The 25,401-nt window shown below is 72.8% G+C and carries 28 protein-coding genes; 13 read left to right on the forward strand and 15 right to left on the reverse strand.

What is annotated here, in order from left to right:
- Positions 1-4: 4 nt before the first annotated feature.
- From ygfZ to OO47_RS27980, 4 genes are all read right to left on the reverse strand, one after another.
- A complete protein-coding gene (ygfZ, locus tag OO47_RS27960; RefSeq protein WP_030220927.1) occupies positions 5-985 on the reverse strand; it encodes a CAF17-like 4Fe-4S cluster assembly/insertion protein YgfZ in 981 nt (326 codons plus the stop codon).
- Positions 986-1,044: 59 nt separating this feature from the next.
- Entirely contained in the window at positions 1,045-1,491 is a 447-nt protein-coding gene (locus tag OO47_RS27965; RefSeq protein WP_030220930.1) for a Fur family transcriptional regulator, read from the reverse strand.
- Between the two features lie 54 nt (positions 1,492-1,545).
- On the reverse strand, positions 1,546-2,118 hold the full coding sequence (locus OO47_RS27970; protein ID WP_030220934.1) for an FABP family protein: 573 nt from the start codon (positions 2,116-2,118) through the stop codon (positions 1,546-1,548).
- A 372-nt stretch (positions 2,119-2,490) separates the two neighbouring features.
- The gene (locus OO47_RS27980) at positions 2,491-3,045 is read right to left on the reverse strand and encodes a hypothetical protein (RefSeq protein ID WP_051716304.1); all 555 of its coding nucleotides are present in this window, start codon (positions 3,043-3,045) and stop codon (positions 2,491-2,493) included.
- 464 nt (positions 3,046-3,509) lie between these two features.
- Between OO47_RS27980 and OO47_RS27990 the strand changes: the two genes are divergently transcribed.
- On the forward strand, positions 3,510-3,872 hold the full coding sequence (locus OO47_RS27990; RefSeq protein WP_030220947.1) for a DsrE family protein: 363 nt from the start codon (positions 3,510-3,512) through the stop codon (positions 3,870-3,872).
- A gap of 12 nt (positions 3,873-3,884) precedes the next feature.
- On the opposite strand, the gene OO47_RS27995 is transcribed toward OO47_RS27990, so the two are convergent.
- The 7 genes from OO47_RS27995 to OO47_RS28020 all read right to left on the reverse strand — a co-directional run bounded on the left by OO47_RS27995 (position 3,885) and on the right by OO47_RS28020 (position 8,240).
- Positions 3,885-4,148 carry a DUF3099 domain-containing protein gene (locus tag OO47_RS27995; protein WP_030220950.1) on the reverse strand — a complete coding sequence of 88 codons (264 nt, stop codon included), beginning with the start codon at positions 4,146-4,148 and terminating at the stop codon, positions 3,885-3,887.
- 105 nt (positions 4,149-4,253) lie between these two features.
- A complete protein-coding gene (locus OO47_RS28000) occupies positions 4,254-4,541 on the reverse strand; it encodes a DUF1416 domain-containing protein (RefSeq protein ID WP_030220952.1) in 288 nt (95 codons plus the stop codon).
- Positions 4,542-4,593: 52 nt separating this feature from the next.
- Positions 4,594-5,439, reverse strand: a complete 846-nt coding sequence (locus OO47_RS28005; RefSeq protein WP_030220954.1) for a sulfurtransferase — start codon at positions 5,437-5,439, stop codon at positions 4,594-4,596.
- A 148-nt stretch (positions 5,440-5,587) separates the two neighbouring features.
- Complete coding sequence (locus OO47_RS38840; RefSeq protein WP_407696364.1) at positions 5,588-5,668, reverse strand: Ms5788A family Cys-rich leader peptide; 81 nt, start codon at positions 5,666-5,668, stop codon at positions 5,588-5,590.
- 210 nt (positions 5,669-5,878) lie between these two features.
- Positions 5,879-6,565: an LmeA family phospholipid-binding protein gene (locus tag OO47_RS28010; protein WP_030220957.1), complete on the reverse strand. Its 687-nt coding sequence runs from the start codon at positions 6,563-6,565 to the stop codon at positions 5,879-5,881.
- Between the two features lie 110 nt (positions 6,566-6,675).
- On the reverse strand, positions 6,676-7,974 hold the full coding sequence (locus OO47_RS28015; protein ID WP_030220960.1) for a membrane protein: 1,299 nt from the start codon (positions 7,972-7,974) through the stop codon (positions 6,676-6,678).
- A gap of 11 nt (positions 7,975-7,985) precedes the next feature.
- Complete coding sequence (locus OO47_RS28020) at positions 7,986-8,240, reverse strand: MoaD/ThiS family protein (protein WP_030220964.1); 255 nt, start codon at positions 8,238-8,240, stop codon at positions 7,986-7,988.
- A gap of 445 nt (positions 8,241-8,685) precedes the next feature.
- On the opposite strand from OO47_RS28020, the gene OO47_RS28025 reads away from it, so the two are divergent.
- The 5 genes from OO47_RS28025 to OO47_RS28045 all read left to right on the forward strand — a co-directional run bounded on the left by OO47_RS28025 (position 8,686) and on the right by OO47_RS28045 (position 14,074).
- Complete coding sequence (locus OO47_RS28025) at positions 8,686-9,504, forward strand: response regulator transcription factor (RefSeq protein WP_030220967.1); 819 nt, start codon at positions 8,686-8,688, stop codon at positions 9,502-9,504.
- Positions 9,505-9,528: 24 nt separating this feature from the next.
- Entirely contained in the window at positions 9,529-10,590 is a 1,062-nt protein-coding gene (locus OO47_RS28030) for a LacI family DNA-binding transcriptional regulator (protein ID WP_030220970.1), read from the forward strand.
- A 123-nt stretch (positions 10,591-10,713) separates the two neighbouring features.
- A complete protein-coding gene (locus OO47_RS28035) occupies positions 10,714-11,811 on the forward strand; it encodes a S1C family serine protease (protein WP_030220973.1) in 1,098 nt (365 codons plus the stop codon).
- 20 nt (positions 11,812-11,831) lie between these two features.
- The gene (locus OO47_RS28040) at positions 11,832-12,557 is read left to right on the forward strand and encodes a response regulator transcription factor (protein WP_030220977.1); all 726 of its coding nucleotides are present in this window, start codon (positions 11,832-11,834) and stop codon (positions 12,555-12,557) included.
- 92 nt (positions 12,558-12,649) lie between these two features.
- Positions 12,650-14,074, forward strand: a complete 1,425-nt coding sequence (locus tag OO47_RS28045; RefSeq protein ID WP_033210559.1) for a HAMP domain-containing sensor histidine kinase — start codon at positions 12,650-12,652, stop codon at positions 14,072-14,074.
- Here the strand turns inward: OO47_RS28045 and OO47_RS28050 are convergent.
- From OO47_RS28050 to OO47_RS28065, 4 genes are all read right to left on the reverse strand, one after another.
- Complete coding sequence (locus OO47_RS28050; protein ID WP_030220983.1) at positions 14,039-14,893, reverse strand: phosphatidylinositol-specific phospholipase C; 855 nt, start codon at positions 14,891-14,893, stop codon at positions 14,039-14,041. The two genes, OO47_RS28045 and OO47_RS28050, sit on opposite strands and share 36 nt — an antisense overlap.
- Positions 14,894-15,068: 175 nt before the next feature.
- The gene (locus tag OO47_RS28055) at positions 15,069-15,611 is read right to left on the reverse strand and encodes a PIN domain-containing protein (RefSeq protein ID WP_030220986.1); all 543 of its coding nucleotides are present in this window, start codon (positions 15,609-15,611) and stop codon (positions 15,069-15,071) included.
- Positions 15,612-15,626: 15 nt separating this feature from the next.
- Positions 15,627-16,073, reverse strand: a complete 447-nt coding sequence (locus OO47_RS28060) for a helix-turn-helix domain-containing protein (RefSeq protein ID WP_030220989.1) — start codon at positions 16,071-16,073, stop codon at positions 15,627-15,629.
- A gap of 117 nt (positions 16,074-16,190) precedes the next feature.
- Positions 16,191-18,020, reverse strand: a complete 1,830-nt coding sequence (locus OO47_RS28065) for a bifunctional metallophosphatase/5'-nucleotidase (RefSeq protein ID WP_030220991.1) — start codon at positions 18,018-18,020, stop codon at positions 16,191-16,193.
- Between the two features lie 156 nt (positions 18,021-18,176).
- Here OO47_RS28065 and mshD point away from each other — a divergent pair, with 156 nt between their 5' ends.
- The 7 genes from mshD (at position 18,177) to OO47_RS28100 (ending at position 25,222) form a co-directional block, all read left to right on the forward strand.
- Positions 18,177-19,103: a mycothiol synthase gene (gene mshD, locus OO47_RS28070; protein WP_030220993.1), complete on the forward strand. Its 927-nt coding sequence runs from the start codon at positions 18,177-18,179 to the stop codon at positions 19,101-19,103.
- A gap of 89 nt (positions 19,104-19,192) precedes the next feature.
- Positions 19,193-19,582: a GntR family transcriptional regulator gene (locus OO47_RS28075; protein ID WP_030220995.1), complete on the forward strand. Its 390-nt coding sequence runs from the start codon at positions 19,193-19,195 to the stop codon at positions 19,580-19,582.
- Positions 19,579-20,421, forward strand: a complete 843-nt coding sequence (locus OO47_RS28080) for an ABC transporter ATP-binding protein (RefSeq protein WP_030220997.1) — start codon at positions 19,579-19,581, stop codon at positions 20,419-20,421. Before OO47_RS28075 ends, OO47_RS28080 begins: the two co-directional genes overlap by 4 nt.
- Positions 20,418-21,401 carry an ABC transporter permease subunit gene (locus tag OO47_RS28085; protein WP_030220999.1) on the forward strand — a complete coding sequence of 328 codons (984 nt, stop codon included), beginning with the start codon at positions 20,418-20,420 and terminating at the stop codon, positions 21,399-21,401. The genes OO47_RS28080 and OO47_RS28085 overlap by 4 nt, the downstream gene beginning before the upstream one ends.
- Positions 21,402-21,610: 209 nt before the next feature.
- Positions 21,611-23,839, forward strand: a complete 2,229-nt coding sequence (locus OO47_RS28090) for an RNA degradosome polyphosphate kinase (RefSeq protein ID WP_030221000.1) — start codon at positions 21,611-21,613, stop codon at positions 23,837-23,839.
- On the forward strand, positions 23,826-24,809 hold the full coding sequence (locus tag OO47_RS28095) for a CHAD domain-containing protein (RefSeq protein WP_030221002.1): 984 nt from the start codon (positions 23,826-23,828) through the stop codon (positions 24,807-24,809). Before OO47_RS28090 ends, OO47_RS28095 begins: the two co-directional genes overlap by 14 nt.
- Positions 24,806-25,222 carry an NUDIX hydrolase gene (locus OO47_RS28100; RefSeq protein ID WP_030221004.1) on the forward strand — a complete coding sequence of 139 codons (417 nt, stop codon included), beginning with the start codon at positions 24,806-24,808 and terminating at the stop codon, positions 25,220-25,222. The genes OO47_RS28095 and OO47_RS28100 overlap by 4 nt, the downstream gene beginning before the upstream one ends.
- Positions 25,223-25,401 lie beyond the last annotated feature (179 nt).

The following is a 25,401-nucleotide window of genomic DNA, read 5'->3' on the forward strand; positions in this document are numbered from 1 at the left end:
CGGCCTACGGCTCGACGACGACCTCCTGCGCCGCCGCCGTCGTCCCGGCGACCAGCGGGGCGTCCACGGGGACGTTCCGCTTCACCAGGGCCAGGGCGATCGGGCCCAGCTCGTGGTGGCGGACGGCGGTGGTCACGAAGCCCAGCTGGCGCCCGTCCTCGCCGTCGGAGGCGAGCCGGACGGGGGTGCCGTGGCCCGGCAGGATCACCTCGCTGCCGTCCAGGTGCAGGAAGACCAGGCGGCGCGGGGGCTTGCCCAGGTTCTGCACGCGGGCGACGGTCTCCTGCCCCCGGTAGCAGCCCTTCTGGAGGTGGACGGCGCCGCCGATGAGTCCGATCTCGTGCGGGATGGTCCGGTGGTCGGTCTCGAAGCCGAGCCGGGGCCGGTACGCCTCGACCCGCAGCGCCTCGTACGCGAGGATCCCGGCCGCCGGGCCGTGCGAGGCGGCGAAGGACTCCAGGTCGGCGCGGGGCAGGAACAGGTCGCGCCCGTGCGGGGTCTCCCGTACGACGACGCCCTCGGGGGCCTCGGCGATGGAGCCGGCCGGGAGGTGGACGACCGCGGTGTCCTCGGTGCGGTCGGCGACCTCGACCCGGTAGAAGAACTTCATCGACTCCAGGTAGGCGATCAGCTCGCCCTGCGTGCCCGGCTCGACGTGCGCCCACACCGTCTCGCCGTCGTCCACGAGGTAGAGGGCGTGCTCGATGTGCCCGTTCGCGGAGAGGATCAGCGCCTCGGTGGCCCGCCCGGGCGGCAGGTCGGTCATGTACTGGGTGAGCAGCAGGTGCAGCCAGCTCAGCCGGTCGTCGCCGGAGACGGCGACGACGCCGCGGTGCGAGAGGTCGACGAAGCCCTCGCCCTCCGCGAGGGCGCGCTGCTCACGGAACAGGTCGCCGTAGTGCGCGGCGACGCCCTCGTCACGCCCCTCGGCGGCGACGGCGCCGGGCAGGGACAGCAGGGGGCTGGTCGTGGAATGTCGCTGCATGGGGAAAGCCTACGACTCCCTGTCCGGGACCGGCCGGGGCCGGGGGCGCACGAGGAGCCCTACTCGTGCCCCGGGACCTCCTCGCGCTTCTTCGCGGCGCAGTCCCCGCACCGCCCGAAGATCGCGAAGTGCTTCATGTCCGTCTCGAAGCCGAAGGTCTCGCGGAGCTTCCCGGTGAACTCGGCGGCCACCTCGACGTCCGCCTCGATCACCCCGGAGCAGTCCCGGCAGACCAGGTGGAGGTGGTGGTGCCGGTCGGCGAGGTGGTACGTCGGGGCCCCGTGCCCCAGGTGCGCGTGGCTGACCAGCCCGAGCTCCTCCAGGAGCTCCAGGGTCCGGTACACGGTGGAGATGTTCACCCCGGAGGCCGTCTTGCGGACCTCGCAGAGGATGTCGTCGGGCGTCGCGTGCTCCAGCGCGTCGACGGCCTCCAGGACAAGCTGGCGCTGCGGCGTCAGCCGGTAGCCGCGCTGCCGCAGGTCGCTCTTCCAGTCGGTGCTCACCACGCCCCCAGTGTAGGAGGGCGCGGCGCGCGACCCCAGGGCTTCCCGGAACGGCTTCTAGCGGAAGAAGGCGATGCCGTCGTCCGGCATGTCGGGCAGGTTGCGGGCCATCTCCGCGACCTCCTCCGGCGTGACGACCTTCTTCAGGTGCGCCGACATGTAGGGGCGCAGCGGGACCTCGGGGGTCGCCTTCTCGCCCACCCACATGAGGTCGCCCTTGACGTAGCCGTACAGGCGCTTGCCACCGCTGTACGGGCCCGAGGCGGCCGTCCGGGCGACGGCGTCCGTCGCCAGGTCGATCTGCGGCTTCTGGTCGGCGAGCTCGCCGTACCAGATCTCGACGACGCCCTGGTCGCGGACCATGACGACCTCGACCTTGCGGTCCTTGTCGATCCGCCAGTACCCGCTCTCGCTCTCCAGCGGACGGACCTTCTCGCCCTTCTCGTCCAGGACCCAGGAGTGCGAGTGGTACTCCAGGAAGTCCCGGCCGTCGTGGCTGAAGGTCACGGACTGGCCGAAGTTGCACTTCTCGGCGCCGGGGAAGTCGGAGACGCCCGCGCCCTCCCACGTGCCGAGCAGGAACGCGAGGGGGACGAGGTCCGGGTTGAGGTCGGACGGGATCTCGATCATGAGCAGCTCTGGCGTTCTCTAGAGGGGGTTACCGCTGGCCCTGGTACAGCTTCTTCACGGTCAGGCCGGCGAAGGCGAGCACGCCGACGCAGACCAGGACCAGCAGAGCTTCGAAGAAAATGATCACGGGGTGCTCCTCGGCTGAGGTGTGGACGCGGAACGGGCCGGACCCCAGCTTAGTGGCCCGGGGTCCGGCCCACTCGGTGAGGTGGGTCTCGGGCGGAGCGGTCGGCCGAGCAGCTGCGCCTGGAGGACGAGGGTCTGCCGGAACGGCACGGTGACGGCGGGCCCGGCCGGGGGCGGCGGGCTCCTGCGCCGGGGCGGGAGGCTCCTGGACGGGCGCGGACTCCGGGGTCACGGTCAGCGGCTCGGTCATCCGTACTCCCCCGGGGACCCGATGTGGCGGAGCTGCTTCTCCACGAGGTCCGCCACGGCCTCCGTGTGCGGTCCGCCGACCTCGGCCGACGTGACGGAGACCAGGACCTCGTCGTCGTACGCCGAACAGGCCGTGCCCCGCAGCCGGTCCTGCCACCGCTCCTCTTCCTCGGCGTCCTCCGGCCGCTCGGGGCCCGGCATCACGAAGCAGGCGGCGTTCCCGGCGCGGGCCTCGATCTCCGGCCCCTCGGCCAGCCCCGCGAGGCCGGCCGGCTCCCGCCGCAGCTCGAAGAACTCGCGGACCTTCCCCTTGTCCTTCATGCGCAGGACGAACGCCTCCACATGGAGCTCCTCGTCCTGCGACGCGTACGAGCGCATCGCCATGCCCTGGATCCCGAGCCGGTCGACGCCCTTCTCGTACGCCCGGCGCTTCTTGCCGCAGAGGCCGTTGTCCAGCCGCTTGAAGAGGGCCACGGCCTCCTTGGCGGCCACCTCGTGGTCGGTGCCGTATCCCTCCTCGACGTCCGCGCCGAGCGCGTGGCCCTCCGGCACCGGCAGGAGCAGCCCGCTCGGCGGGGTGGAGGCGCAGGTCGCCCTCCGCCTTCACCTGCCGGTCCTCCGCCGCCGAGAACGGCTCGGGCTCCTCTCCCCTCGGGAGCGGCTTCGGGTACGCGAGGGCCGGCTGGTTCAGCGGCGGGAGCGGGGTCGGCTCGCGCCCGGCCTGGATGCCGTGGCCGACGGCGGTCCCGCCGACGATTCCGAGGACGGCGGCGACGGCGAGCCGCCCGGCCGTGCGGAGGCCCCGGCGGCGGGGCCGCGCGGCGGGCGCGGCGCCGGCCGGCGCCTCCGAGGCGTCCGGAGCCTCGGCAGGCGGTGTTCTCCCCTGTTCGGGGATGCCTCCTTCGTCGTTCGAGAGTCCCCCCACGAGACCTGAAGCGCGGATTCCGTCACCCGCGCACCCACCTGACACGTGAGGTGTGCATGAGGTTGCGGCGTCTCGCATTACAGTTCGGTGCATGGCGAAGAAGCTCGTGATCAAGGTGACCGCGGGGGCCGATTCCCCCGAACGCTGCTCGCAGGCCTTCACGGTGGCCGCCGTGGCCGTCGCCAGCGGGGTCGAGGTGTCGCTCTGGCTGACCGGCGAGTCCTCCTGGTTCGCCCTGCCGGGCCGGGCGGCCGAGTTCGAGCTCCCGCACGCCGCGCCGCTGCCGGACCTGCTCGACTCGATCCTGGCGGGCGGGCGCGTGACGCTCTGCACGCAGTGCGCGGCCCGCCGCGAGATCACGGAGAAGGACGTCCTGGACGGCGTCCGCATCGCCGGCGCGCAGGTCTTCGTCCAGGAGGCGACGACGGACGACGTGCAGGCCCTCGTCTACTGACCCCCACGGAGCTCAGCGCTCCCGGCGCTTCTTGCCGTCCAGCTCGTCCCACCACTCGTCCGACTGCGGGTCCCCCGAGGGGTCGTCCCACCAACGGTCCTCCGGGCCGCGGCGGTTGGCGGTCATCGCGGCGACCGGGGGGATGAGCATGGCGACGACGCACATGGCGACGGCGGCCGGCGTCGAGAAGAGGCGTACGACGGCCCAGGCGCCCACGAAGAGGAACAGGCAGGCGCCCATCATCCAGAAGTAGACGCGGCGACGGCGTGCGTACACCCCTCCAGCCTACGTCCGGGCAGACCGAAGGGCCGTGCCCCAAGTCCCGGAACGGCGTCCAACCCACCAGGAGGCACGGCCCTTCGGCCGATCGAGCGTCGCGGGTCAGACCGCGATGGCGACCTCCGCGAGGCCGCCCTTCTGCGCCACGACCTTGCGGTCGGCGGTGCCGCCCGGCACCAGGGCGCGGACGGTCCAGGTGCCCTCGGCCGCGTAGAAGCGGAACTGTCCGGTGGCGGAGGTCGGGACCTCGGCCGTGAACTCGCCGGTCGAGTCCAGGAGGCGGACGTAACCGGTGACCGGCTCGCCGTCCTTGGTCACGAAGCCCTGGATGGTGGTCTCACCGGGCTTGATCGTCGAGGCGTCGGGGCCGCCGGGCTGCGCTCCACACATGCTGTTCTGTCCTTACGGTCGAGGGGTCCGGAAGAGGGGAGGTCCGGAGGGGTTACTTGGCGGCGCCGAGCTCGATCGGCACGCCGACGAGGGAGCCGTACTCGGTCCACGAGCCGTCGTAGTTCTTGACGTTCGGGACCTCGAGGAGCTCGTGCAGGACGAACCACGTGAGCGCGGAGCGCTCACCGATGCGGCAGTAGGCGATGGTGTCCTTCGCCAGGTCGACCTGCTCGGCCTCGTAGAGGGCCTTGAGCTCGTCGTCCGACTTGAAGGTGCCGTCGTCGTTGGCGTTCTTCGACCACGGGATGTTGCGGGCGCTCGGCACGTGGCCGGGGCGCTGCGACTGCTCCTGCGGGAGGTGCGCCGGGGCGAGGAGCTTGCCGGAGAACTCGTCGGGCGAGCGCACGTCGACCAGGTTCTGGGCGCCGATCGCGGCCACGACGTCGTCGCGGAAGGCGCGGATCGAGGCGTCCTGGGCCTTGGCCTTGTACGCGGTGGCCGGGCGGCTGGGGACCTCGGAGCCGTCGACCAGGTCGCGGGAGTCGAGCTCCCACTTCTTGCGGCCGCCGTCGAGGAGCTTCACGTCCTGGTGGCCGTAGAGCTTGAAGTACCAGTAGGCGTAGGAGGCGAACCAGTTGTTGTTGCCGCCGTAGAGCACGACCGTGGTGTCGTTCGCGATGCCCTTGGCCGAGAGGAGCTTCTCGAAGCCCTCCTGGTCGATGAAGTCGCGGCGGACCGGGTCCTGGAGGTCCTGGGTCCAGTCGATGCGGATGGCGTTGCGGATGTGGTTCTTCTCGTAGGCCGAGGTGTCCTCGTCGACCTCGACGATGGCGACCTGCGGGTTGTCGAGGTTGGCCTCGACCCAGTCCGCGTCGACCAGGACGTCGCTGCGAGCCATGCTGTTCTCCTCCGGGGCAGTGTGCGGCGGTGTGGTGCGGGTGGTGCGGGTACGCGTCGGAAGCGTGCGGCGACGGCGTACGGCTGCGCGAGATGCGGCCCCGACGTCGGTCGGCGGGCCGTGGGGAGGGCGGGGTCGGACGTCCCGCTCAGACGGAGCGACAGAGCATGGCGGCGACGCGGCACAGGTCTACTGCCCGCCGCTTCGTGAGATCCGCCTGTCGCTCCATGGCCCCGATCGTAGGGACGGACAGGCGGCCGTGTCACCGGCGTGTCGTATTTTGAGACGCGATCGTCCGAGATGTGGGACGCGATCACGGTCCCGGACGGCTCCGGGTGCCTCCGCACCGAGGTGTCCGGTTCCGTTTCCGCGGATCGGGCGGCATCGTCTCAGTATGTGACCAGCGGGTAGGAACGAGCCCCTCGCCGGTCCCGGGCGCTCAGCCCGCCAGGGAGACGTCCTTGCCCGAGACCGTGACCACCAGGCCCTCCGGGCGCGGCTCGACCTTCTCCACTTTCATTCCGGCGAGGACGTGCAGCGGGCGCTCGAAGTCGGTGCGGGCGCGGACCAGGTCCTCCACGCCCGGGATGCCCTCGCCGGGCACCTCGTCGGCGCGGACCCGGATCGTGTCGCCGTTCACGGCGGTCACCGTCGAGACGACCGTCCGGGTCAGGGTGCGGCCCAGGACCTTGACGCTGCCGGTGACCTTCACCTTGCCGTCGCCGCCGTAGGCGACGGTGGCCTCGCGCTCGGAGGCGGCGGTGAGGTCCGCGTAGGAGATGAGGGCGGCGCCGGCCGCGGAGCCCGCCCTCGCGCCCGTCCAGTCGCCGGTCACGGTCACGTCCCGCAGGACGACGTCCAGCTCGCCGACCCGGATCTGCCGGTCGCCCGCCCGCGCCTGGATGCCGGTCGCCCGCACGTCCACCTCGTCGAGCCGCTTGGCCGCGGCCTGGGTGAGGAAGGGGAAGCCCTTGACGTCGACCTCGATCGACTCGCTCCGGACGCCGGAGGCCTTCGTCCAGCCCGCCGCCTCCGACTCCACGTAGGACGCGGCCAGACGGTCGATCCCGACGAGGGCCCCACCGAGGACGACGGCCAGGATGAGCAGAATCCGCAGTGCTCGCATGGGCTGTGCGTCCCCCCGTGAAAGTTTTCGACCCCCGACACGAAGATCGACGTGCCGGGGGTCCGGTTGGTTCCCGCGCCCGGACGGCCCCGGCGCGGTGCGGCGCCGGGTCAGGCCAGGGCGCGGCCGAGCAGGTACACGGCGGGCGCGGCGGCCGTCAGCGGCAGCGCGACGCCCGCCGTCATGTGGACGAACCGCGACGGGTAGTCATAGCTGGCCGCCCGCAGGCCGACCAGGGCGCAGACCCCGGCGCCGAGGCCGAGCAGCGCCCCGGACGCGCCCGGGTCCGTGAGCCCGCCGGCCGCGATCCCGGCACCGGCCGAGGCGAGCAGCGCGGCGACCACGGAGACCGGGCCGGGCAGCGGCAGCGCCTTGGCGAGGACGGCGGCGGCGACCGCGACCCCGCCGACGACCACCGCGTCGGGGTCCGCGCCGAGGTGCCCGGTGGCGACCACGGTCAGGGCCGCCGAGACGACGGTGGCCATCAGGCCGTACATCCGCTCGTCCGGGTCCGCGTGGCTGCGCAGCTGGAGGACGAGGCAGAGCAGCACCCAGACGCCGAGCGTGCCCAGGATCGCGGGGGCCGCGTTCTCCCGGCCGGCGGCGAGCAGGACGCCGTCGGCGACGAGGCCGCCGGCGAAGGCCAGGGCGATGCCCTGCCGGGCGGGCCACATGCCGTTGAGCCGGAACCAGCCGGCCGCGGTGAGCGCCTGGAGCAGGACCAGCGGGAGGAGCAGGCCGTACGGGCCGAGGGCGGCGCCGCCGGCGATCAGCAGGCCGAGGGTCGCCGTCAGGGCGGCGGGCTGCATGCCGGGCTCGATGACCGGCGAGCGCCCCTCGGCGCGGGCGCGCTGGGCGTCGGTGATCCGGGTGTTCCCGGAGGTGGTCGGCGAGGAGTAGGCGGGCCCGTCGTCGAGGCCGGGAGCGGGGGCGGGGGCGGGCGCCGGAGCCGGGACGGGGGCCGGGGTGTGGGCCGGGGCCGGAGCGGCGGTTTGCTGCGGCCGGTACGCGCCCGCGTACGGCTGCGGCGCGGAGGGCTGGTCCCCGTACGGCTGCGGCTGCGGCTGCGGCTGCCCGTACGACTGCTGCCCGTACTGCGGCTGCTGTTCGTACCGCGGCTGCTCGTACGGCTGCGCCTGCGGCTGCTCCCCGTACGCCTGCTGTCCGTACGCCTGCTCCCCGTACGCCTGCTGCGGCTCGTACGCCTGGGCCCCGTACGGCTCCGGCGCGTACGGCTGCTCCCCGTGGGGCCCGGGCCGGACGGCCGGCTGGTACTGGGTGTCCCAGGTCTGGCCCTCCCACGTCTGCGTGACGTCGGGGTCCTGCTGCCCGCCCGCGTACGGGTCGTACGGCCGCTGCCCGCCCGCGTACGGGTCCGGCTGCCCGCCGTAGTACTGGTCGTTGCTCATTGCTCTGGGGTTCACCCTCCTGCGAACGGGGGGAGCACCTCGACCGTGCCGCCCTCGGCAAGCCGTACGGTCTCATGGCTCCGGGTGCCGACGGGGTCGCCGTCGACCAGGAACGAGCACCGCCGGAGGACCCGGACGAGCTCGCCCGGGTGCTTCGCCCGGACCGCGTCCAGGGCCTCGGCCAGGTGCTCGGCGGCGTACGGCTCCTCGGCGACACCGGCGGCGGCCTTGGCCGCGGCCCAGTAGCGGATGGTTCCCGCTGCCATAGCGGCGCTCCCTTCGTTCGTGTGCGCGCCGCTCCCCATGATGGGCCATGCGCGCGTGGGCCGGACCGGTGACCGCCGTCCCGGTGAACCCGGCGGGAGAGGGTCCGCGAACCGCCCCGACACGGCCGCCTCACCCCCGCGCAACATTGCGTTCCGGGTGCGGGAAGTGAGCGAAGAGACATCCACGATGTGAAATCCGCCCTCTCCACCGGAAGGCATCTGGGCTATTCTGCTGGGCAGAGGATCCGGGCGACGCAGCCACCGGGTCCTTTTGCGTTTTCCGACCGTTGTTACGGACGGATGAACAAAAGCTCTCAGGGCGCGAGAGCAGGCAGTGATCCGTACGAAGCAGTGCACGTCCTCGCAGGGACCGAGGAGGAACCGACCTTATGGGCGAGCGAACCGAGCACGATCGCATGACCACGACCGGGGCAGGTGGTGGGCGATGAGTTCACTGCTCCTCCTGACCAACGCCCTCCAGCCGTCGACCGAGGTGCTGCCCGCACTCGGCCTGCTGCTGCACAACGTCCGGGTGGCACCGGCCGAGGGCCCGGCCCTCGTGGACACCCCCGGCGCGGACGTGATCCTCGTCGACGGCCGGCGCGACCTCCCCCAGGTCCGCTCGCTCTGCCAGCTGCTGCGGTCCACCGGGCCCGGCTGTCCGCTGATCCTCGTCGTCACCGAGGGCGGCCTCGCGGCCGTCACCGCCGACTGGGGCATCGACGACGTCCTCCTCGACACGGCGGGCCCGGCCGAGGTCGAGGCCCGGCTGCGGCTCGCCATGGGCCGCCAGCAGATCGTCTCCGACGACTCCCCGATGGAGATCCGCAACGGCGACCTGTCGGTCGACGAGGCGACGTACAGCGCGAAGCTCAAGGGCCGGGTCCTGGACCTCACCTTCAAGGAGTTCGAGCTCCTGAAGTACCTCGCCCAGCACCCGGGCCGGGTCTTCACGCGCGCGCAGCTCCTCCAGGAGGTGTGGGGGTACGACTACTTCGGCGGCACCCGTACGGTCGACGTCCACGTGCGGCGGCTGCGGGCCAAGCTCGGCCCCGAGCACGAGTCCCTCATCGGCACCGTCCGCAACGTCGGCTACCGCTTCGTCGCCCCCGAGAAGGTGGAGCGGGCGGCCGAGGAGGCCCGCGCCAAGGAGGGCGCGCGCGCCAAGGAAGGGGCCGCCCGCGTCAAGGGCGCCACGGAGGACGTCACCCCCGCGGAGGACAGGAACGTGGCGGATGCCACAGTGCGGCCTGCCGGTAGGTAGGTCCCCCCGCGTAGACTGCCGCGCGTGGCCAAGGTGACGCGGGATGACGTAGCTCGACTGGCGGGTACTTCGACCGCGGTCGTGAGCTACGTCATCAACAACGGACCCAGGCCGGTCGCCCCGGCCACGCGCGAGCGTGTCCTCGCCGCCATCAAGGAGCTGGGCTACCGCCCCGACCGGGTGGCCCAGGCGATGGCGTCCCGGCGCACCGACCTCATAGGCATGATCGTCCCGGACGCGCGCCAGCCGTTCTTCGCGGAGATGGCGCACGCGGTCGAGCAGGCCGCCGCCGAGCGCGGCAAGATGGTCCTCGTCGGGAACTCCGACTACCGGACCGAGCGCGAGATCCACTACCTGCGCGCCTTCCTCGGGATGCGGGTCTCCGGTCTGATCCTGGTCAGCCAGGGCATGAGCGAGCAGGCCGCGAGCGAGATCGAGGCCTGGGACGCGCGCGTGGTGCTGCTGCACGAGCGGCCCGAGGCGATCGACGACGTGGCCGTCGTCACCGATGACGTCGGCGGCGCCCAGCTCGTCACCCGGCACCTCCTGGAGCACGGCCACCCGTACGTGGCGTGCCTCGGCGGTGTGCCGAACACCCCGGCCGTGGGCGACCCGGTCGCCGACCACGTCGAGGGCTGGCGGCGGGCCATGGTCGAGGCGGGCCGCTCCACCGAGGGCCGGCTCTTCGAGGCGCCGTACAACCGCTACGACGCCTACCAGGTGGCCCTGAAGCTGCTCGCGGGCCCGGACAGGCCGCCGGCCATCTTCTGCTCCACCGACGACCAGGCCTTCGGCGTGCTGCGGGCGGCGCGCGAGCTGCGGATCGAGGTGCCGACCGAGCTGGCGGTCGCGGGCTTCGACGACGTGAAGGAGGCGGGGCTCACCGACCCGCCGCTGACGACCGTCTACTCCGACCGCCCGGCGATGGCACGGGCGGCGGTCGACCTGGTCCTCGACGACTCGCTGCGGGTGGCGGGCTCGCGCCGCGAGCGCGTGAAGCTCTTCCCGTCGGCCCTGATCGTGCGCCGCTCCTGCGGCTGCGACGGGGGCGGGCCGGACCTGGCGCGGATCTCCACCCTGCGCTGACGCCCGGCCCCGGGGCTTTTCCTCCGGTCCCCGCACGGGGCTTTATATCGGGCATACAGGCTTCTGTCGGGCTTCTCAGCCGCTCCTCAGACGGCTCTCATGTACGGCTCCGAGAGTCTTCCCATGACGGATCACCAGGAGCAGCCGCAGCAGCCGTACTACCCGCCGAGGCCGCCGTACGAGCCGGGACGGGCCCCGTACGAGCCGTTCACCACCGGGCACGGGACCACGATCCGGCCGTCCGGCGGGCACGCGGGACACGGCGGGCACGTCCCGCCGCCGGCGGGCCCGGCACCCACCGCCGCCTTCCCCGCCCCCGTCCCGGCCCCCCGCCGCCGCGCCAAGCGCGGGGTCGGGCTCATGGCGGCCGTGGCCATCGCGGCCGCCGCGATCGGCGGCGGCACGGCCACGCTGGTCCAGCAGCTCACCGCCGGGCCGGCGACGACCTCCGCCTCCTCCCCCGTCGCCGGCACGAACGTGGCCGCGCGCGGCGCCGGCACGGTCGCCGGGGTGGCCGAGGCCGTCTCCCCCTCCATCGTGGAGATCTCCGCCGCCTCGAACTCCGGCAAGTCCACCGGCTCGGGCGTGATCATCACCTCCGACGGCGAGATCGTCACCAACAACCACGTGATCTCCGGCGCCTCCGAGATCACCGTGCGGCTGGACGACGGCAGGACCTACCCGGCCGAGGTCGTCGGCACGGACCCCGACAAGGACCTGGCGCTGATCGGGCTGAAGGGCGCGTCCGGCCTCAAGGCCGCCTCGCTCGGCAGCTCGAAGGACGTGAAGGTCGGTGACGAGGTCGTGGCGATCGGCTCCCCCGAGGGGCTGACCGGGACCGTCACCAGCGGGATCGTCTCCGCCCTCGACCGGGACGTGACCGTCGCGAAGGACGACGACCAGGACCAGGACCAGGGCCGGCGGCAGTACGACCCCCGGCAGGGGTGGCCGTTCGAGTTCGGCGGGCAGCAGTTCAACGGCGACACGGGCTCGTCGAAGACCACGTACAAGGCGCTCCAGACCGACGCCTCGCTCAATCCGGGGAATTCCGGCGGCGCGCTGATCAATATGAACGGCGAGATCATCGGAATCAATTCGGCCATGTATGCGCCCAGTTCTTCGAACGGTTCCACGGCCGGGAGCGTCGGCCTCGGATTCGCGATCCCGATCGACACCGTGAAGGCCGACCTGGACGACCTCCGCTCGGGCGGCGGCAACTGAACACGTGGGACGCTGCCTCCATGACGGGACAGCAGAACGAAGCCGAGCGGATCCTCGTCGTCGACGACGAGCCCGCCGTACGGGAGGCCCTGCGCCGCAGCCTCGCCTTCGAGGGGTACGCGACGCGGGACGCCGTCGACGGGCTCGACGCGCTCGCCGCCGTGGAGTCGTACGCCCCCGACCTCGTCGTCCTCGACGTGCAGATGCCCCGCATGGACGGCCTGACGGCGGCCCGCCGCATCCGGGCGTCCGGCTCGACCGTGCCGATCCTGATGCTCACCGCCCGCGACACCGTCGGCGACCGGGTCACCGGGCTCGACGCGGGCGCGGACGACTACCTGGTGAAGCCCTTCGAGCTGGACGAGCTGTTCGCCCGCATCCGGGCCCTGCTGCGCCGCAGCTCGTACGCGGCGGCGGCGTCCGGCGCCCCGGACGACGACGTCCTCTCCTTCGAGGACCTGCGGATGAACCTGGCCACCCGCGAGGTGACCCGGGGCGGCCGGACCGTGGAGCTGACGCGGACCGAGTTCACGCTCCTGGAGATGTTCCTGACGCATCCGCGCCAGGTGCTGACCCGCGAGCAGATCCTCAAGGCCGTGTGGGGCTTCGACTTCGAACCGAGCTCGAACTCGCTGGACGTGTACGTGATGTACCTGCGGCGCAAGACGGAGGCGGGCGGCGAGCCGCGCCTGGTCCACACGGTGCGGGGCGTGGGGTACGCGCTGCGCGGAGGGGGCGGGGAGTGACGACGCCCCCGTTCCCGCCCGCGCCCGCCGGCCCGCCCGCGCCCGCCGGCCCGCCCGCGCCGGCCGCCCGGCCCCGGTCCCGCTTCCGCCCGCTGGCCTGGTTCCGCTCCCGGCCGTTGCGCTCCCGGCTCGCGCTGCTGACCGCCGTCGCGGTGGCGCTCGCGGTGGCGGCGGTGTCGCTGGCCTGCTGGTTCGTGACGCGGGAGCAGCTGGAGGCCGAGCTGGACTCCTCGCTGAGCTCCACCCGGTTCGACCCGGACGACGTGCAGTTCCTCCTGTCGTTCTGCCGCCGGGGGGCCGCGCCGCCGTCGATGGCCGGCTCGTACACGGTGCAGGCGGTCTTCGCCGACGGGAGCGTGTGCACCTCGGGGGAGGCCGCGATCCCGGTCGGGCAGGGCGACCTGGCGGTGGCGCAGGGCCGTCTGGCGGACGTCCTGCACACGGTGAAGGACGAGGCCGGGCGCGAGATGCGGGTCTCCACCTATCCGCAGCGCGGGCAGCCCGGCCTCGCGGTCTCCGTGGCCCGGCCGCTCTCCGAGATCGACAACTCGATGTCCACGCTGCGCTGGGTGCTGCTCCTGGTCTCCGGGATCGGGGTCGTCGGCGCGGGCGCGGCGGGCCTGTGGGTGGCGCGGACGGGTCTGGAGCCGGTGAACCGGCTGACGGGGGCCGTCGAGCACGTGGCGGCGACCGAGGACCTGACGGTCCGCATCCCGGTGGAGGGCGAGGACGAGATCGCCCGCCTGTCGCGCTCGTTCAACGCGATGACGGCGGCGCTCGCGACCTCCCGGGACCTCCAGGCGCGGCTGATCGCGGACGCGGGGCACGAGCTGCGCACGCCGCTGACCTCGCTCCGCACGAACGTCGAGCTCCTCGCGCGGAGCGAGGAGACGGGCCGGGCGATCCCGCCGGAGGACCGGCGGGCCCTGATGGCCTCGGTGAAGGCGCAGATGACGGAGCTGGCGTCGCTGATCGGGGACCTCCAGGAGCTGGCCAGACCGGACGCGGGGCGGTCGGCGCCCCTGGAGGTGGTGCCGCTGCACACGGTGCTGCGGGCGGCCCTGGACCGGGCGCGGCTGCGCGGCCCGGAGCTGACCTTCGTGACGGACCTGGCGCCCTGGTACGTACGGGCGGAGCCGGCGGCGCTGGAACGGGCCCTGGTGAACGTCCTGGACAACGCGGTGAAGTTCTCGCCGCCCCGGGGCGCGGTCGAGGTGACCCTGATGCGGGGCGAGCTGACGGTCCGGGACCGTGGTCCGGGCATCCCGGCGGACGAGCTGCCGCACGTCTTCGACCGCTTCTGGCGCTCGCCGTCGGCCCGCAGCCTGCCGGGCTCGGGCCTGGGCCTGTCGATCGTGGCCCGTACGGTCCGGCAGGCGGGCGGGACGGTCGCGCTGGCCCCGGCGGAGGGCGGCGGGACGGTGGCGACGATCCGGCTGCCGGGCGCGCCGACACCGCCGCCGAGCGGTGCCTCCGGGGCCTCAGTTGTGCCGGAGGAGGGCCTCGACCAGGCCTGACCGGGTGTTCGGGAAGTCCAGGGGGACGATCCCGAGCCCGGTCCGGCCGGCCAGTTCGGCGCCGTCGAGGAAGCCGTGGACGCGGGGGTTGAGGCGGTCGGAGTTCCAGCGGGGCGGGAGGTACGCGGAGGTGCTGACGAAGTTGACGTAGAGCCGCCCCGGCTGGGCGACGGCGGCCCGGAAGTGGGCCTGGATCTTGGGGTACTTGGCGTCGGGCAGGGCGTTCCAGTCGTCCTGGAGGGCGATCTGGCTCCCGTCCCACCACTTCAGTCCCGGGAGCCCGCCGTTGTCGGCGATGAGGACGACCTTCCCGCGGGCCTCGCCGAGGAGCGGCAACCGGTCCCCGATGCGGAAGAGGGAACGCCAGCCCCGGTTGTCCAGATAGTCGTCGAAGACGGCCCGGAAGGCGGCGTCGGACTCCTCGGAGTACTCCTGCTTGACCCGCATGAGGACGGTCTCGGAGGGGTGGGCGGCGAGGAAGTCCCGGCAGGCGATCAGCACGTCGCCGAACATCATGTTCTGGTACGAGGCCCCGTGGTGGATCGCGAACGACCCCCCGGTCACCCGGCACCGCACGTCCAGGAAGCGGATGCCGCTGTCCAGCTGCTGGGCGATCGTGGTGTTCTGGCACGCGCTCCAGGGCCCGCCGAACCGGGCGCCGGAGTCGTGCGTGCCGGGGATGGTGAGCCGCGCCAGCTCGGTCCCGTCCCCGTGCGCCCCCATCCACGCCCGCACGTCCACGGCCGAGGCGGAAGGCGCCCCGACGAACAGGGCGGCACCGGCGGCCGCGGCCCCCACGAGGAATCGTCGTCGCTCCATGGCACCGCACTATGACAGGTCCACTTCAACAACTGCCAGAGTGCGGCACGAGGAAGACGGGAAAGGGACGCCGGCCGGGGACGGGGAGGGGCGGCGCCCCGCAACACGAGGGGCGGCGGCCCGCCGAAACGGTCCGCCGCCCCTCCCCCTCGGAACGAGCCCGACGGGCCCCGTGTCACAACCTGCGCCGCACTTCCTCCGCGAACTGCGGCGCGCCTCCGGCGGCGAGCCGGTCGAGCAGGCCGTGCAGGTCACGCGGCTCGCGCCGGTAACGCGCGGCCTGCGTCCGGAGCACCGCCGGAACGGCGACCGGCGCGAGGTCGAGCATGTCGAGCGGGAAGTCGTCGGGGGACAGGACCTCGATGTCGTAGGGAGCGGCGGACTCCGGCGGGAAGTCGGACGGATTCAGCGTCACGACCGCGTGCGCCTGTCCACGCACGGCCGCGGCGAGGACGTGCCGGTGCTTGGGGTCGTTCGTCATCACGGGCACGAGCGCCCCGTACTCGGTCACCGCGCTGTCGGGAAAGGCCTCCTCCATGTGGGCGACGAGACGCTTGGCCTTGTCCTCCCCGATCTTCTCCGCGATGTTGCGCCGGAGCTCGTCGAGGATGTCGGCCGACCAGAGCGGCTCGTAGAGCTCTTCCTCGGTGAGCCTCAGCAGGGTGTCCCTGAGGTAGTTCGGGAACAGGACACAGGTGTCCAGAACAACGCGCTGCACTTCACTCCCACTCGGTCACTCGCCGTACAGTCCGGCGTCCTCGGTCAGATCGACCAGTTCGTCCAGACCGCGCCGCCTGCGGGAGCGGCGCCGGTCTCTGTAGGCGAGGACGTCGGCCAGGAGCACCCGCCGGTGCCTGCCCGGCCGCGTGAAGGGGATGTCCCCCTGGTCCAGCAGCTTGACCACGGTCGGCCGGCTCACGCCGAGCATGTCCGCCGCCTGTTGAGTGGTGAGGGTGGTCTCCTGGGGGGCGACGGAGACGGCCTTGCCCTCGGACAGCGCGTGGACGACGACGAGCAGCGCCTCGTACACCTCGGGGGGCAGGGCCTTCACGCTGCCGTCGGGGCCGCGCAGGATCGCCCGCTCGGGCGCGCTCGGCGTCCCGGCCAGCCAGTCGCGCAGTTCCGCGATCTCCGCACGGTGCTCCGGCAGGAGCATCCTGTCCTCGGCCCTGCTGTTCATGCGCGCCTCCTCTGCGACCCCTCCAGCATCCGACTCATTCGAAAGAAACGCAAGTCTCGAAAGAAACGAAAGGGGCGACGGCCCGCCGAAACGGTCCGCCGCCCCTCCCCCATGGGGTTACTTGACGACCGTGATGCGGTCCGCCGCCGGCACCGGCAGCGGGGCGGAGGCCGAGGAGTGGGCCGCCAGGTAGGCGGTGAACATGTCCAGGTCGGACGCGCCGACCAGCTTGTTCCTGTGCTCCTTCAGGACCGTGAAGCCGTCGCCGCCGCCGGACAGGAACTCGTTCATCGCGACGCGGTAGGTCTTCGCCGGGTCGATCGGCTCGCCGTTCAGGCGCACCGAGGAGACCACGACCCGGTCGGCGCCGGTCTTCGTCATGTCCAGGGTGTACGTGAAGCCCTTCGACACCTGGAGGATCTTCGGGGCCGCCTGGTTCGGGCCGCTGACCTGCTGCTGGAGCGCGGTGACGAGCTGGGCGCCGGTCAGGTCGACCGCCGTCATCATGTTGGTGAACGGCTGGACGGTGTACGCCTCGCCGTAGGTCACGACCCCGTCGCCCTCGGCGCCGGACGCCTTGTGGGACAGCGGGGCGCGGATGCCGCCCGGGTTCATCAGGGCGAGCTGCGCGCCGCCCTTGCCGGCCGGGGCCATGCCCTCCAGCTGCGCGTCCGCGATCAGGTCGCCCAGCGGCTTCTCGTACGCGTCGATCGGGTTCTCGATGTCGGCCGCGATGTGGCCGACGGGGCGGTTGGCGATCGGCGCGGCCAGGGTCCTCCAGCGCTCGATCAGCTTGCTCATGTCACGCGCCGGCTTCACGTCGCGGGTGACGACGTGGTTCGCGGAGGCGACGGCCGTGCGGACGATGTCGTTCGTGCGCCGGTCGTAGGTGAGCGTCGTGTCGGTGTAGAGCCGCCCGAAGGAGGCCGCCGAGGTGACCGTGCGCGGCTTGCCCGCCGGGTCCGGGATCGTGCACGCGTACGCCTGGTGGGTGTGGCCGGTGACCAGGGCGTCGACCTGCGGGCTGACGTTCTTGGCGATGTCCACGATCGGGCCGGAGATGCCGTTGCCGGGGCCCGGGCTGTCGCAGTCGTAGTTGTACGCGCCCGAGGCGGGCAGGCCGCCCTCGTGGAGCAGGGCGACGATCGACTTCACGCCCTTGCGCTCCAGCACCTTGGCGTACTTGTTGATCGTCTCGACCTCGTCGCCGAACTTCAGGCCCTTGATGCCCTCGGCGGACACGATGTCGGCCGTGCCTTCGAGGGTGACGCCGATGAAGCCGATCCGGACGCCGTTGCGCTCCCAGACGAAGTACGGGTCGAGCAGCGGCCTTCCGGTCTTCTCGTTCGTCACGTTGGCCGCGAGGTAGGGGAAGTCGGCGCCCCGGAACTTCTTCCCCTTCTCGAAACAGCCCTCGGTCGGGTGGCAGCCGCCGTTCTGCATCCGGGCCAGCTCGCGCGCGCCCTCGTCGAACTCGTGGTTGCCGACCGAGGTCACGTCGAGGTCGAGCCTGTTCAGCGCCTCGATGGTCGGCTCGTCGTGGAAGAGGCCGGAGACCAGCGGCGAGGCGCCGATCATGTCGCCCGCCGCGGCGGTGATGGAGTACCGGCTGCCCTCGCGGGCCTGCCGCAGGTGCGTGGCGAGGTACTCGACGCCGCCGACGCCCTCGATGGTCCGGGTCGTCCCGTCCTCGTTCAGGTGGGTCAGCCGGCCCGACGAGCCGGTCGGCGGCTCCAGGTTGCCGTGCAGGTCGTTGAAGGAGAGCAGCTGGACGTCGACCAGACGGCCCTTCCCCTTGTCGTGCCCGTGGCCGTGCCCGCCGCCGAACCGGTCGCCGGCCGCGCCGGCCGACGGCATCGCGGCGACGAGCGCCCCGACCGTCACGAGCCCGGCCCCCGCGGCGAGGATCCGCCGCGCCGTCTTGTTCTTCCTGGGTGTCGCTGCCATCTGCCCTCTGTTCCCTCTGCACCTCTACGGGACGCACTTCCCGTATGCCGGTGCAGCCTAGGGTCAACGCGCGTAGCACAACAGGGGGGAGAGGATTACAAGACGGTTGCCGCCCGCTTTCCGCCGGGCGGCGTCGGGCCGCCGTAGGCTCGTGCCATGACTTCCGACACGGCACCGGCCCTCGAACCCGGACGGCAGATCCACACGTACGACGAGCTCACGCCCGAGCAGGTCCAGGACGTATCGGAGCTCCTGGAGGCCGCCGACCGGGCCGACGGGATGCACGCCGTGTCCGAGCAGGGCCGGCTCTATCTGCGCAACGGACGGCGCGAGGGCGTGCGGCACTTCCTGCTGACCGTCGGCTCCCGGCTGTACGGGTACGCCCAGCTGGAGGAGACCGACCCGATCGAGGCCCCGGCCGCCGAGCTGGTCGTCCACCCCGGCCGGCGCGGGCTCGGGCACGGCCGGGCGCTCGGCACCGCCCTGCTCGACGCCTCCGGCAAGCGGCTGCGTGTCTGGGCGCACGGCGGCAAGCCGGCCGCCCGGCACCTGGCCCAGGTCCTCGGCCTGACCCTCTTCCGCGAACTGCGCCAGATGCGGCGGCCCCTGGTGCCGCTCGACCTCCCGGAGCCGGTGCTGCCCGAGGGCGTCACCGTCCGCACCTTCGTCCCCGGGCAGGACGACGCGGCCTGGCTCGCCGTCAACGCCGCCGCCTTCGCCCACCACCCCGAGCAGGGCTCCCTCACCCAGCGGGACCTGGACGACCGGACCGCCGAGCCGTGGTTCGACCCGAAGGGCTTCTTCCTCGCGGAGGAGGACGGACGGCTCGTCGGCTTCCACTGGACGAAGACGCACGCCGAGGAGCAGCTCGGCGAGGTGTACGTGGTCGGCATCCTGCCCGAGGCCCAGGGCGGCGGCCTCGGCAAGGCGCTCACCGCGATCGGCCTGCGGCACCTGGCGGCCCAGGGGCTGCCGACGGCGATGCTGTACGTGGACGGGGACAACTCGGCGGCGGTGCGGGTGTACGAGGGGCTCGGCTTCGCCACGCACGAGGTGGACCTGATGTACCGCACGGAGTCGTAAGCACCGGTTTCCAGGGGGCGGTTGACACCGCCCCCTTCTTTCCACCACCCTTTCACTACTTGATTAGTGAAAGGGTGGTGGAAGAGAACGTGGTCGAGTACCGCATCGACCGGCGCAGCGGCGTCGCCACCTACCTCCAGATCGTCCAGCAGACGAAACAGGCCCTCCGCATGGGCCTCCTGGAGCCCGGTGACCGACTGCCCACCGCACGCGAGGTCGTCGAAGCGACGGCCATCAACCCCAACACGGTCCTCAAGGCCTACCGCGAGCTCGAACGCGAAGGCCTCGTCGAGGCCCGCCGCGGCCTCGGCACCTTCGTCCGCGCCACCCTCGGCACCCACCCGGCCGACTCGCCGCTGCGCGGCGAACTCACCGACTGGGCCCGCCGGGCCCGGGCCTCGGGACTCGAACGGGACGACGTGGCCGCGCTCTTCACATCCGTACTGAAGGAACACTTCGAGGGGGACGACGACCGATGACCGAGGACACCGCCCTGCGGGCGGAACTCCTGGGCAGGAAATACGGCGGACGCAGGGGCGGCTGGGCCCTGCGGGAGTGCGACTTCACGCTCCCCCGGGGGCGGATCTGCGCCCTCGTCGGCCCCAACGGCGCCGGCAAGTCCACCCTCCTCGCCCTCGCCGCCGGCCTCCTGCGCCCCACCGAGGGCACCATCGAGGCCCCCGCGCGCGAACTCCTCGCGTACGTCGCCCAGGACAAGCCGCTCCACCCCCGGCTCAGCGTGGACGACACCCTCCGCATGGGCCGCGAACTCAACCCCGGACGCTGGGACTCCGCCCTCGCCGAGCGGGTCGTCGAGGGCGGCGGATTCTCCTCCGACACCCTCGTCCACCACCTCTCCGGCGGCCAGCGCACCCGCGTCGCCCTCGCGCTCGCCCTCGGCAAGCGGCCCGAACTCCTCCTCCTGGACGAGCCGATGGCCGACCTCGACCCGCTCGCCCGCCACCAGCTGATGGGCCTGCTCATGGCGGAGGCCGCCGAGCACGGCACCACCGTCGTCATGTCGTCCCACATCCTCACCGAGCTGGAGGGCTCCTGCGACCACCTCCTCCTGCTCCACGGCGGCCGGATCCGCCTCGACGGACCCGTCGAGGACCTCCTCGCCGCCCACACCCTGCTCACCGGCCCCGTCGCCGACCTCGCCCCGCACACGGTGATCGAGTCCCGCACGACCGGCCGCCAGCTCACCGCCCTGATCCGCCGCGAGGGCCCGGTCGAAGGCCCCTGGGAGACCTCCGAACCCTCCCTGGAAGAACTCCTCCTCGCCCACCTCCGCACCCCCGAGGGAGCCGCAGCATGAGCACGCCCGCCCTGAGGGGTCCCTACTGGGTGACGGTCCGCCAGTACCGGCGGACCCTGTGGCTGACGGGCGCGCTGGTGCTCGCGGCGCTGGCGGTGATCGGGGGGCTGCGGATCTGGGACCTGCAGACGCCGGACGTGTACCTGGAAGACGGGTACTGGCGCCCAGCCGACGACAACAGCGGCTTCCGGATGCTCCGCTTCGGCGTGGAACAGCTGTCCCTCGGCATGGTCCTGCTGCCGCTGCTCGCCGGCGCCTTCGTCGCGGGCCCGCTGGTCGCCCGCGAGTTCGAGTCGGGGACGTACAAGCTCTCGCTCACCCAGTCGGTGAGCCCGGCGGCCTGGCTCCGCGCCAAGCTCCTCACCGCGACCGCCGTCGCGCTCGCGACCACTCTCGCTCTCATGGGCGTCTTCCGGATCGGCTGGGGCCGGGCCTCGGGCACCTGGGACCTCAACTGGTCCGACCGGGGCCCGTACGAGGCGACCGGCGTCGTCCTCTTCGCGTACGTCCTCGCCGCCGTCGCCGTCGGCGTCCTCGTCGGGCAGCTGATCCGCCGCACCCTCGTCGCCATGACGGCCACGGGCCTGGTCATGGGCGTGGTCCTGCTCGTCCTCGGCGAACTCCGCTGGTCCTTCCTCGCGGTGAAGACGGTCACCGGCCCGCGCGACGCCACGCTCTGGACCCCGGACAACGGCCTCATGATGGACATGGGACTGATCACCTCCTCCGGCGCCCGCTTCGACCAGTCGGTCTGCTGGGACGAGGTGAACAGGTCCCCCCGTCTCGACGGCATGGGGGACGGGGGAATGAGGATCTTCGAAAACTGCCTCACCCGGCACGGCGTCACCGGCCAGTACGTCGACTACCACCCCCAGTCCCACTTCTGGCCCACCCAGCTCATCGAGACCGGCATCCTCCTCGCCCTCGCCGCCCTCGCCGGCTACGCCGCCTTCCGCCTCCTGCGGGCCCGGCACCCGTAACCCTCCGTAAGAAGAAAAGGGGCGCGGGGCCCGCACACGGCCCCGCCCCCGATTCCCGTACGACATGTCGTCGTTACCGGCCATTCAGAAGCGCTTGCGACGCTCACGCAATGAAGCGCTCCGTGTCCGGTCTCCCCAAAGGGAGGCTTCCCTCCCCCGCGGCCCGCTCCGACGCGCCTGAGCAGCCTCTCGCGCGGAAGAATAGGGTCATGAGCCAGCAGCCCGCCGAGGTCCCGGTCCAGCCCTCCGCGCCCTCCGCCGCCCCCGCCCCCCTCGGTTCCATAGCCGCGCACCGTCCGCAGACGGCCACCGACCTCGACCCCGGCCTGGACACCGATTCCGACGCGTACGAGAGCGACGGCGCGCTCGGCGACGAACTGCCGCAGGGGCGGTTCCTCGACCGGGAGCGCAGCTGGCTCGCGTTCAACGAGCGCGTCCTCGAACTCGCCGAGGACCCCACGACCCCCCTCCTCGAACGGGCGAACTTCCTCGCGATCTTCGCCTCGAACCTCGACGAGTTCTTCATGGTCCGGGTCGCCGGCCTCAAGCGCCGCATCGCCACCGGCGTCGCCACCCGCTCCGCCTCCGGCCTCCAGCCCCGCGAGGTCCTCGACCTGATCTGGACCCGCTCGCGCGAGCTCATGGCCCGGCACGCCGCCTGCTACCAGCAGGACGTGGCCCCGGCCCTGGCCGACGAGGGCATCCACCTGATCCGCTGGCCCGAGCTCACGGAGAAGGAGCAGGCCCGCCTCTTCACCCTCTTCCGGCAGCAGATCTTCCCCGTCCTCACCCCGCTCGCCGTCGACCCGGCCCACCCCTTCCCGTACATCTCGGGGCTCTCGCTCAACCTCGCCGTGGTCGTGCGCAATCCGGTCAGCGGCCACCGCCACTTCGCGCGCGTGAAGGTGCCCCCGCTGCTCTCCCGCTTCCTGGAGGCCTCCCCCCAGCGGTACGTCCCCCTGGAGGACGTCATCGCCGCGCACCTGGAGGAGCTGTTCCCCGGCATGGAGGTGCTCGCGCACCACATGTTCCGGGTCACCAGGAACGAGGACCTGGAGGTCGAGGAGGACGACGCCGAGAACCTGCTCCAGGCCCTGGAGAAGGAGCTGATGCGGCGCCGCTTCGGCCCGCCGGTCCGCCTGGAGGTCGAGGAGTCCATCGACCCGTACGTCCTCGACCTGCTCGTGCGCGAGCTGAAGGTCTCCGACGCCGAGGTCTACCCGCTGCCCGGCCCGCTCGACCTCACCGGCCTGTTCGGGATCGCCGGGCAGGACCGGCCCGAGCTGAAGTACCCGACGTTCGTCGCCGGCACCCACCGGGACCTCGCCGAGGTCGAGTCCGCGTCCGCGCCGGACGTCTTCGCCGCGCTGCGCGAACGGGACGTGCTCCTGCACCACCCGTACGACTCGTTCTCCACCTCCGTCCAGGCCTTCCTGGAGCAGGCGGCGGCCGACCCGGACGTCCTCGCGATCAAGCAGACGCTGTACCGGACCTCCGGCGACTCCCCGATAGTGGACGCCCTCATCGACGCCGCCGAGTCCGGCAAGCAGGTCCTCGTCCTGGTCGAGATCAAAGCCCGCTTCGACGAACAGGCCAACATCAAGTGGGCGCGCAAGCTGGAGGAGGCCGGCTGCCACGTCGTCTACGGCCTCGTCGGCCTCAAGACCCACTGCAAGCTGTCCCTGGTGGTACGGCAGGAGGGCGAGCTGCTCCGCCGGTACTCGCACGTCGGCACCGGCAACTACCACCCCAAGACCGCCCGGCTCTACGAGGACCTCGGCCTGCTCACCGCCGACCCGCAGGTCGGCGCGGACCTCTCCGACCTGTTCAACCGGCTCTCCGGCTACTCGCGCCGCGAGACCTACCGGCGCCTGCTCACCGCCCCGAAGTCGCTCCGCGACGGCCTGGTCTCCCGGATCACCAAGGAGATCGCCCACCACCGCGCCGGGCGGCCCGCGTACGTGCGGATCAAGGTCAACTCGATGGTCGACGAGGCCGTCATCGACGCCTGCTACCAGGCCTCGCGGGCCGGCGTCCCCGTCGACATCTGGGTCCGCGGCATCTGCGCCGTACGGCCCGGGGTCGCCGGCCTCTCCGAGAACATCCGGGTCCGCTCGGTCCTCGGCCGCTTCCTGGAGCACTCCCGGATCTTCGCCTTCTGCAACGGCGGCGAGCCCGAGGTGTGGTTCGGCAGCGCCGACATGATGCACCGCAACCTGGACCGCCGGATCGAGGCCCTCGTACGGGTCTCCGACCCGGGGCACCGGGCGGCCCTCACCCGGCTCCTGGAGACCGGGATGTCCGACACCACCTCCTCCTGGCACCTCGGCCCGGACGGGAACTGGACGCGGCACGCGACCGACCCCGAGGGACGGCCCCTGCGGCACGTCCAGGAGATGCTCATCGACGCGCGGAGGCGCAGGCGTGCACAACCCTGACCAGTCGCAGGACGTCACGGCGGGCGAGGTCCTGGCCCCGTACCTCCACGCCCGGGCCGCGGACTTCCTCCGCGGCCTGCGCCTGCACGGCGAGAGCGGCTCCGACACCGCCGGGGCGGAGGAGGCGGCCCGTACGCTGCGGGCCGCCGCCCGGCGGATCGGCGCCACCCTCCACACCTTCCGGCCGCTGCTCGACGGCCCCTGGGCCGACGACCTGCGCACCGAGCTGGCCTGGCTCTCGGGCACCCTGGCCGTGGAGCAGGCCTGCACCTCCCGGCTCGTCCGCCTGGTGGACGCGCTGTCCCGCCTGTCGAACGGCGGCGGGCCCGTGCCCGCCGCCCGCGGCAGCGAGTCCGCCGGACTCTCGGTGGGCGCGGCCCGGGCCGGCGCCCTCCTGGAGCGCCAGCTCACCCTGGCCCGTACGCGCGCCCACTCGGCGGCCCTCCAGGCGCTCGGCTCCGCCCGCTTCCACGCGGTCGCGGACGCCGTCGCCCTCCTCGCCTCCGAGGTCCCGCTCGGGCCCGCCTCCGCCGCGCCCGCCGCCGAGGTCCTGGACGCCTCCGCCTCGGTGGCCGAAAGGCGCCTCCTGGACGCGGTCGCGGCCCTTCCGCTGACCCGGGCGGCCCACCCGTACAACGCCGACGCCCTCGCCCTCGCCGCCGGCGAGACCCAGGACGCACCCTGGCACCAGACCCGGCTGCTGCTGCGGCTGCACCGGTACGCCACCGAGACCCTGCGCGCCGGGGGCGAGCCGGACCCCGTCCTGTACGAGGCGGCCCGCGCCCTGGACCGGCACCGCGACGCCGCCGAGGCCGCGGCGGCGGCCGCCGCGGCCGCCCGCACCCCCCGGATCGCCCCGGCGACGGCGTACGCCCTCGGCGTCCTCCACGCCGACCAGCGCCACGAGGTCGAGGCCGCCCGCTTCGCCTTCCAGCGCGCCTGGCGCAGAACGACGGCCCCGGTCCCGTGACCTCCCGCGACGACCCGATCCTGGCGGCGGGCTGCGTCCTGTGGCGCCCGTCGCCCTCGGGCCGGGGGATCGAGATCGCGCTCGTCCACCGGCCGAAATACGACGACTGGTCGCACCCCAAGGGGAAGCTGAAGCGCGGCGAGACGGCGGAGGAGTGCGCTCGGCGCGAGGTCCTGGAGGAGACGGGCCGGCGCTGCGAGCCGGGCCCCCGCCTCTCGACGGTCCGCTACGCGGTGGCGGGCCGCCCCAAGGAGGTCGCCTACTGGTCGGCCCGCGCCCTCGACGGCGCCTTCACCCCGTCCCGCGAGATCGACGCCCTCCTCTGGCTCCCCCCGGCCGAGGCCCGCCCCCGCCTGACCCGGCAGAGGGACCGCGAACTCCTGGACGAGGCCTTGGCGACGACCCGCTTCTGAGCCCCGAAACACCGGCCCCTCATTCCACCGGAGGCGCCAGCCCCTCCATTCCACCGGAGGCGCCGGCCCCACCCCACGACCGGCCCCACCCCACGGCCGGTCCGCCCCACGACCGGCCCCACCCCACGGCCGGTCCGCCCCACGACCGGCCCCACCCCACGGCCGGTCCGCCCCACGAC

This window comes from Streptomyces bikiniensis (genome assembly GCF_000716625.1).
Taxonomy (GTDB): domain Bacteria; phylum Actinomycetota; class Actinomycetes; order Streptomycetales; family Streptomycetaceae; genus Streptomyces; species Streptomyces bikiniensis.

Coding starts and splice junctions, on each gene's coding strand:
- ygfZ (WP_030220927.1), bottom strand. CDS start 985: ATGCAGCGACATTCCACGACCAGCCCCCTGCTGTCCCTGCCCGGCGCC.
- OO47_RS27970 (WP_030220934.1), bottom strand. CDS start 2,118: ATGATCGAGATCCCGTCCGACCTCAACCCGGACCTCGTCCCCCTCGCG.
- OO47_RS27990 (WP_030220947.1), top strand. CDS start 3,510: ATGGCGAAGAAGCTCGTGATCAAGGTGACCGCGGGGGCCGATTCCCCC.
- OO47_RS28000 (WP_030220952.1), bottom strand. CDS start 4,541: ATGTGTGGAGCGCAGCCCGGCGGCCCCGACGCCTCGACGATCAAGCCC.
- OO47_RS28005 (WP_030220954.1), bottom strand. CDS start 5,439: ATGGCTCGCAGCGACGTCCTGGTCGACGCGGACTGGGTCGAGGCCAAC.
- OO47_RS38840 (WP_407696364.1), bottom strand. CDS start 5,668: ATGGAGCGACAGGCGGATCTCACGAAGCGGCGGGCAGTAGACCTGTGC.
- OO47_RS28010 (WP_030220957.1), bottom strand. CDS start 6,565: ATGCGAGCACTGCGGATTCTGCTCATCCTGGCCGTCGTCCTCGGTGGG.
- OO47_RS28015 (WP_030220960.1), bottom strand. CDS start 7,974: ATGAGCAACGACCAGTACTACGGCGGGCAGCCGGACCCGTACGCGGGC.
- OO47_RS28020 (WP_030220964.1), bottom strand. CDS start 8,240: ATGGCAGCGGGAACCATCCGCTACTGGGCCGCGGCCAAGGCCGCCGCC.
- OO47_RS28025 (WP_030220967.1), top strand. CDS start 8,686: ATGAGTTCACTGCTCCTCCTGACCAACGCCCTCCAGCCGTCGACCGAG.
- OO47_RS28035 (WP_030220973.1), top strand. CDS start 10,714: ATGACGGATCACCAGGAGCAGCCGCAGCAGCCGTACTACCCGCCGAGG.
- OO47_RS28040 (WP_030220977.1), top strand. CDS start 11,832: ATGACGGGACAGCAGAACGAAGCCGAGCGGATCCTCGTCGTCGACGAC.
- OO47_RS28050 (WP_030220983.1), bottom strand. CDS start 14,893: ATGGAGCGACGACGATTCCTCGTGGGGGCCGCGGCCGCCGGTGCCGCC.
- OO47_RS28060 (WP_030220989.1), bottom strand. CDS start 16,073: ATGAACAGCAGGGCCGAGGACAGGATGCTCCTGCCGGAGCACCGTGCG.
- OO47_RS28065 (WP_030220991.1), bottom strand. CDS start 18,020: ATGGCAGCGACACCCAGGAAGAACAAGACGGCGCGGCGGATCCTCGCC.
- mshD (WP_030220993.1), top strand. CDS start 18,177: ATGACTTCCGACACGGCACCGGCCCTCGAACCCGGACGGCAGATCCAC.
- OO47_RS28080 (WP_030220997.1), top strand. CDS start 19,579: ATGACCGAGGACACCGCCCTGCGGGCGGAACTCCTGGGCAGGAAATAC.
- OO47_RS28085 (WP_030220999.1), top strand. CDS start 20,418: ATGAGCACGCCCGCCCTGAGGGGTCCCTACTGGGTGACGGTCCGCCAG.
- OO47_RS28090 (WP_030221000.1), top strand. CDS start 21,611: ATGAGCCAGCAGCCCGCCGAGGTCCCGGTCCAGCCCTCCGCGCCCTCC.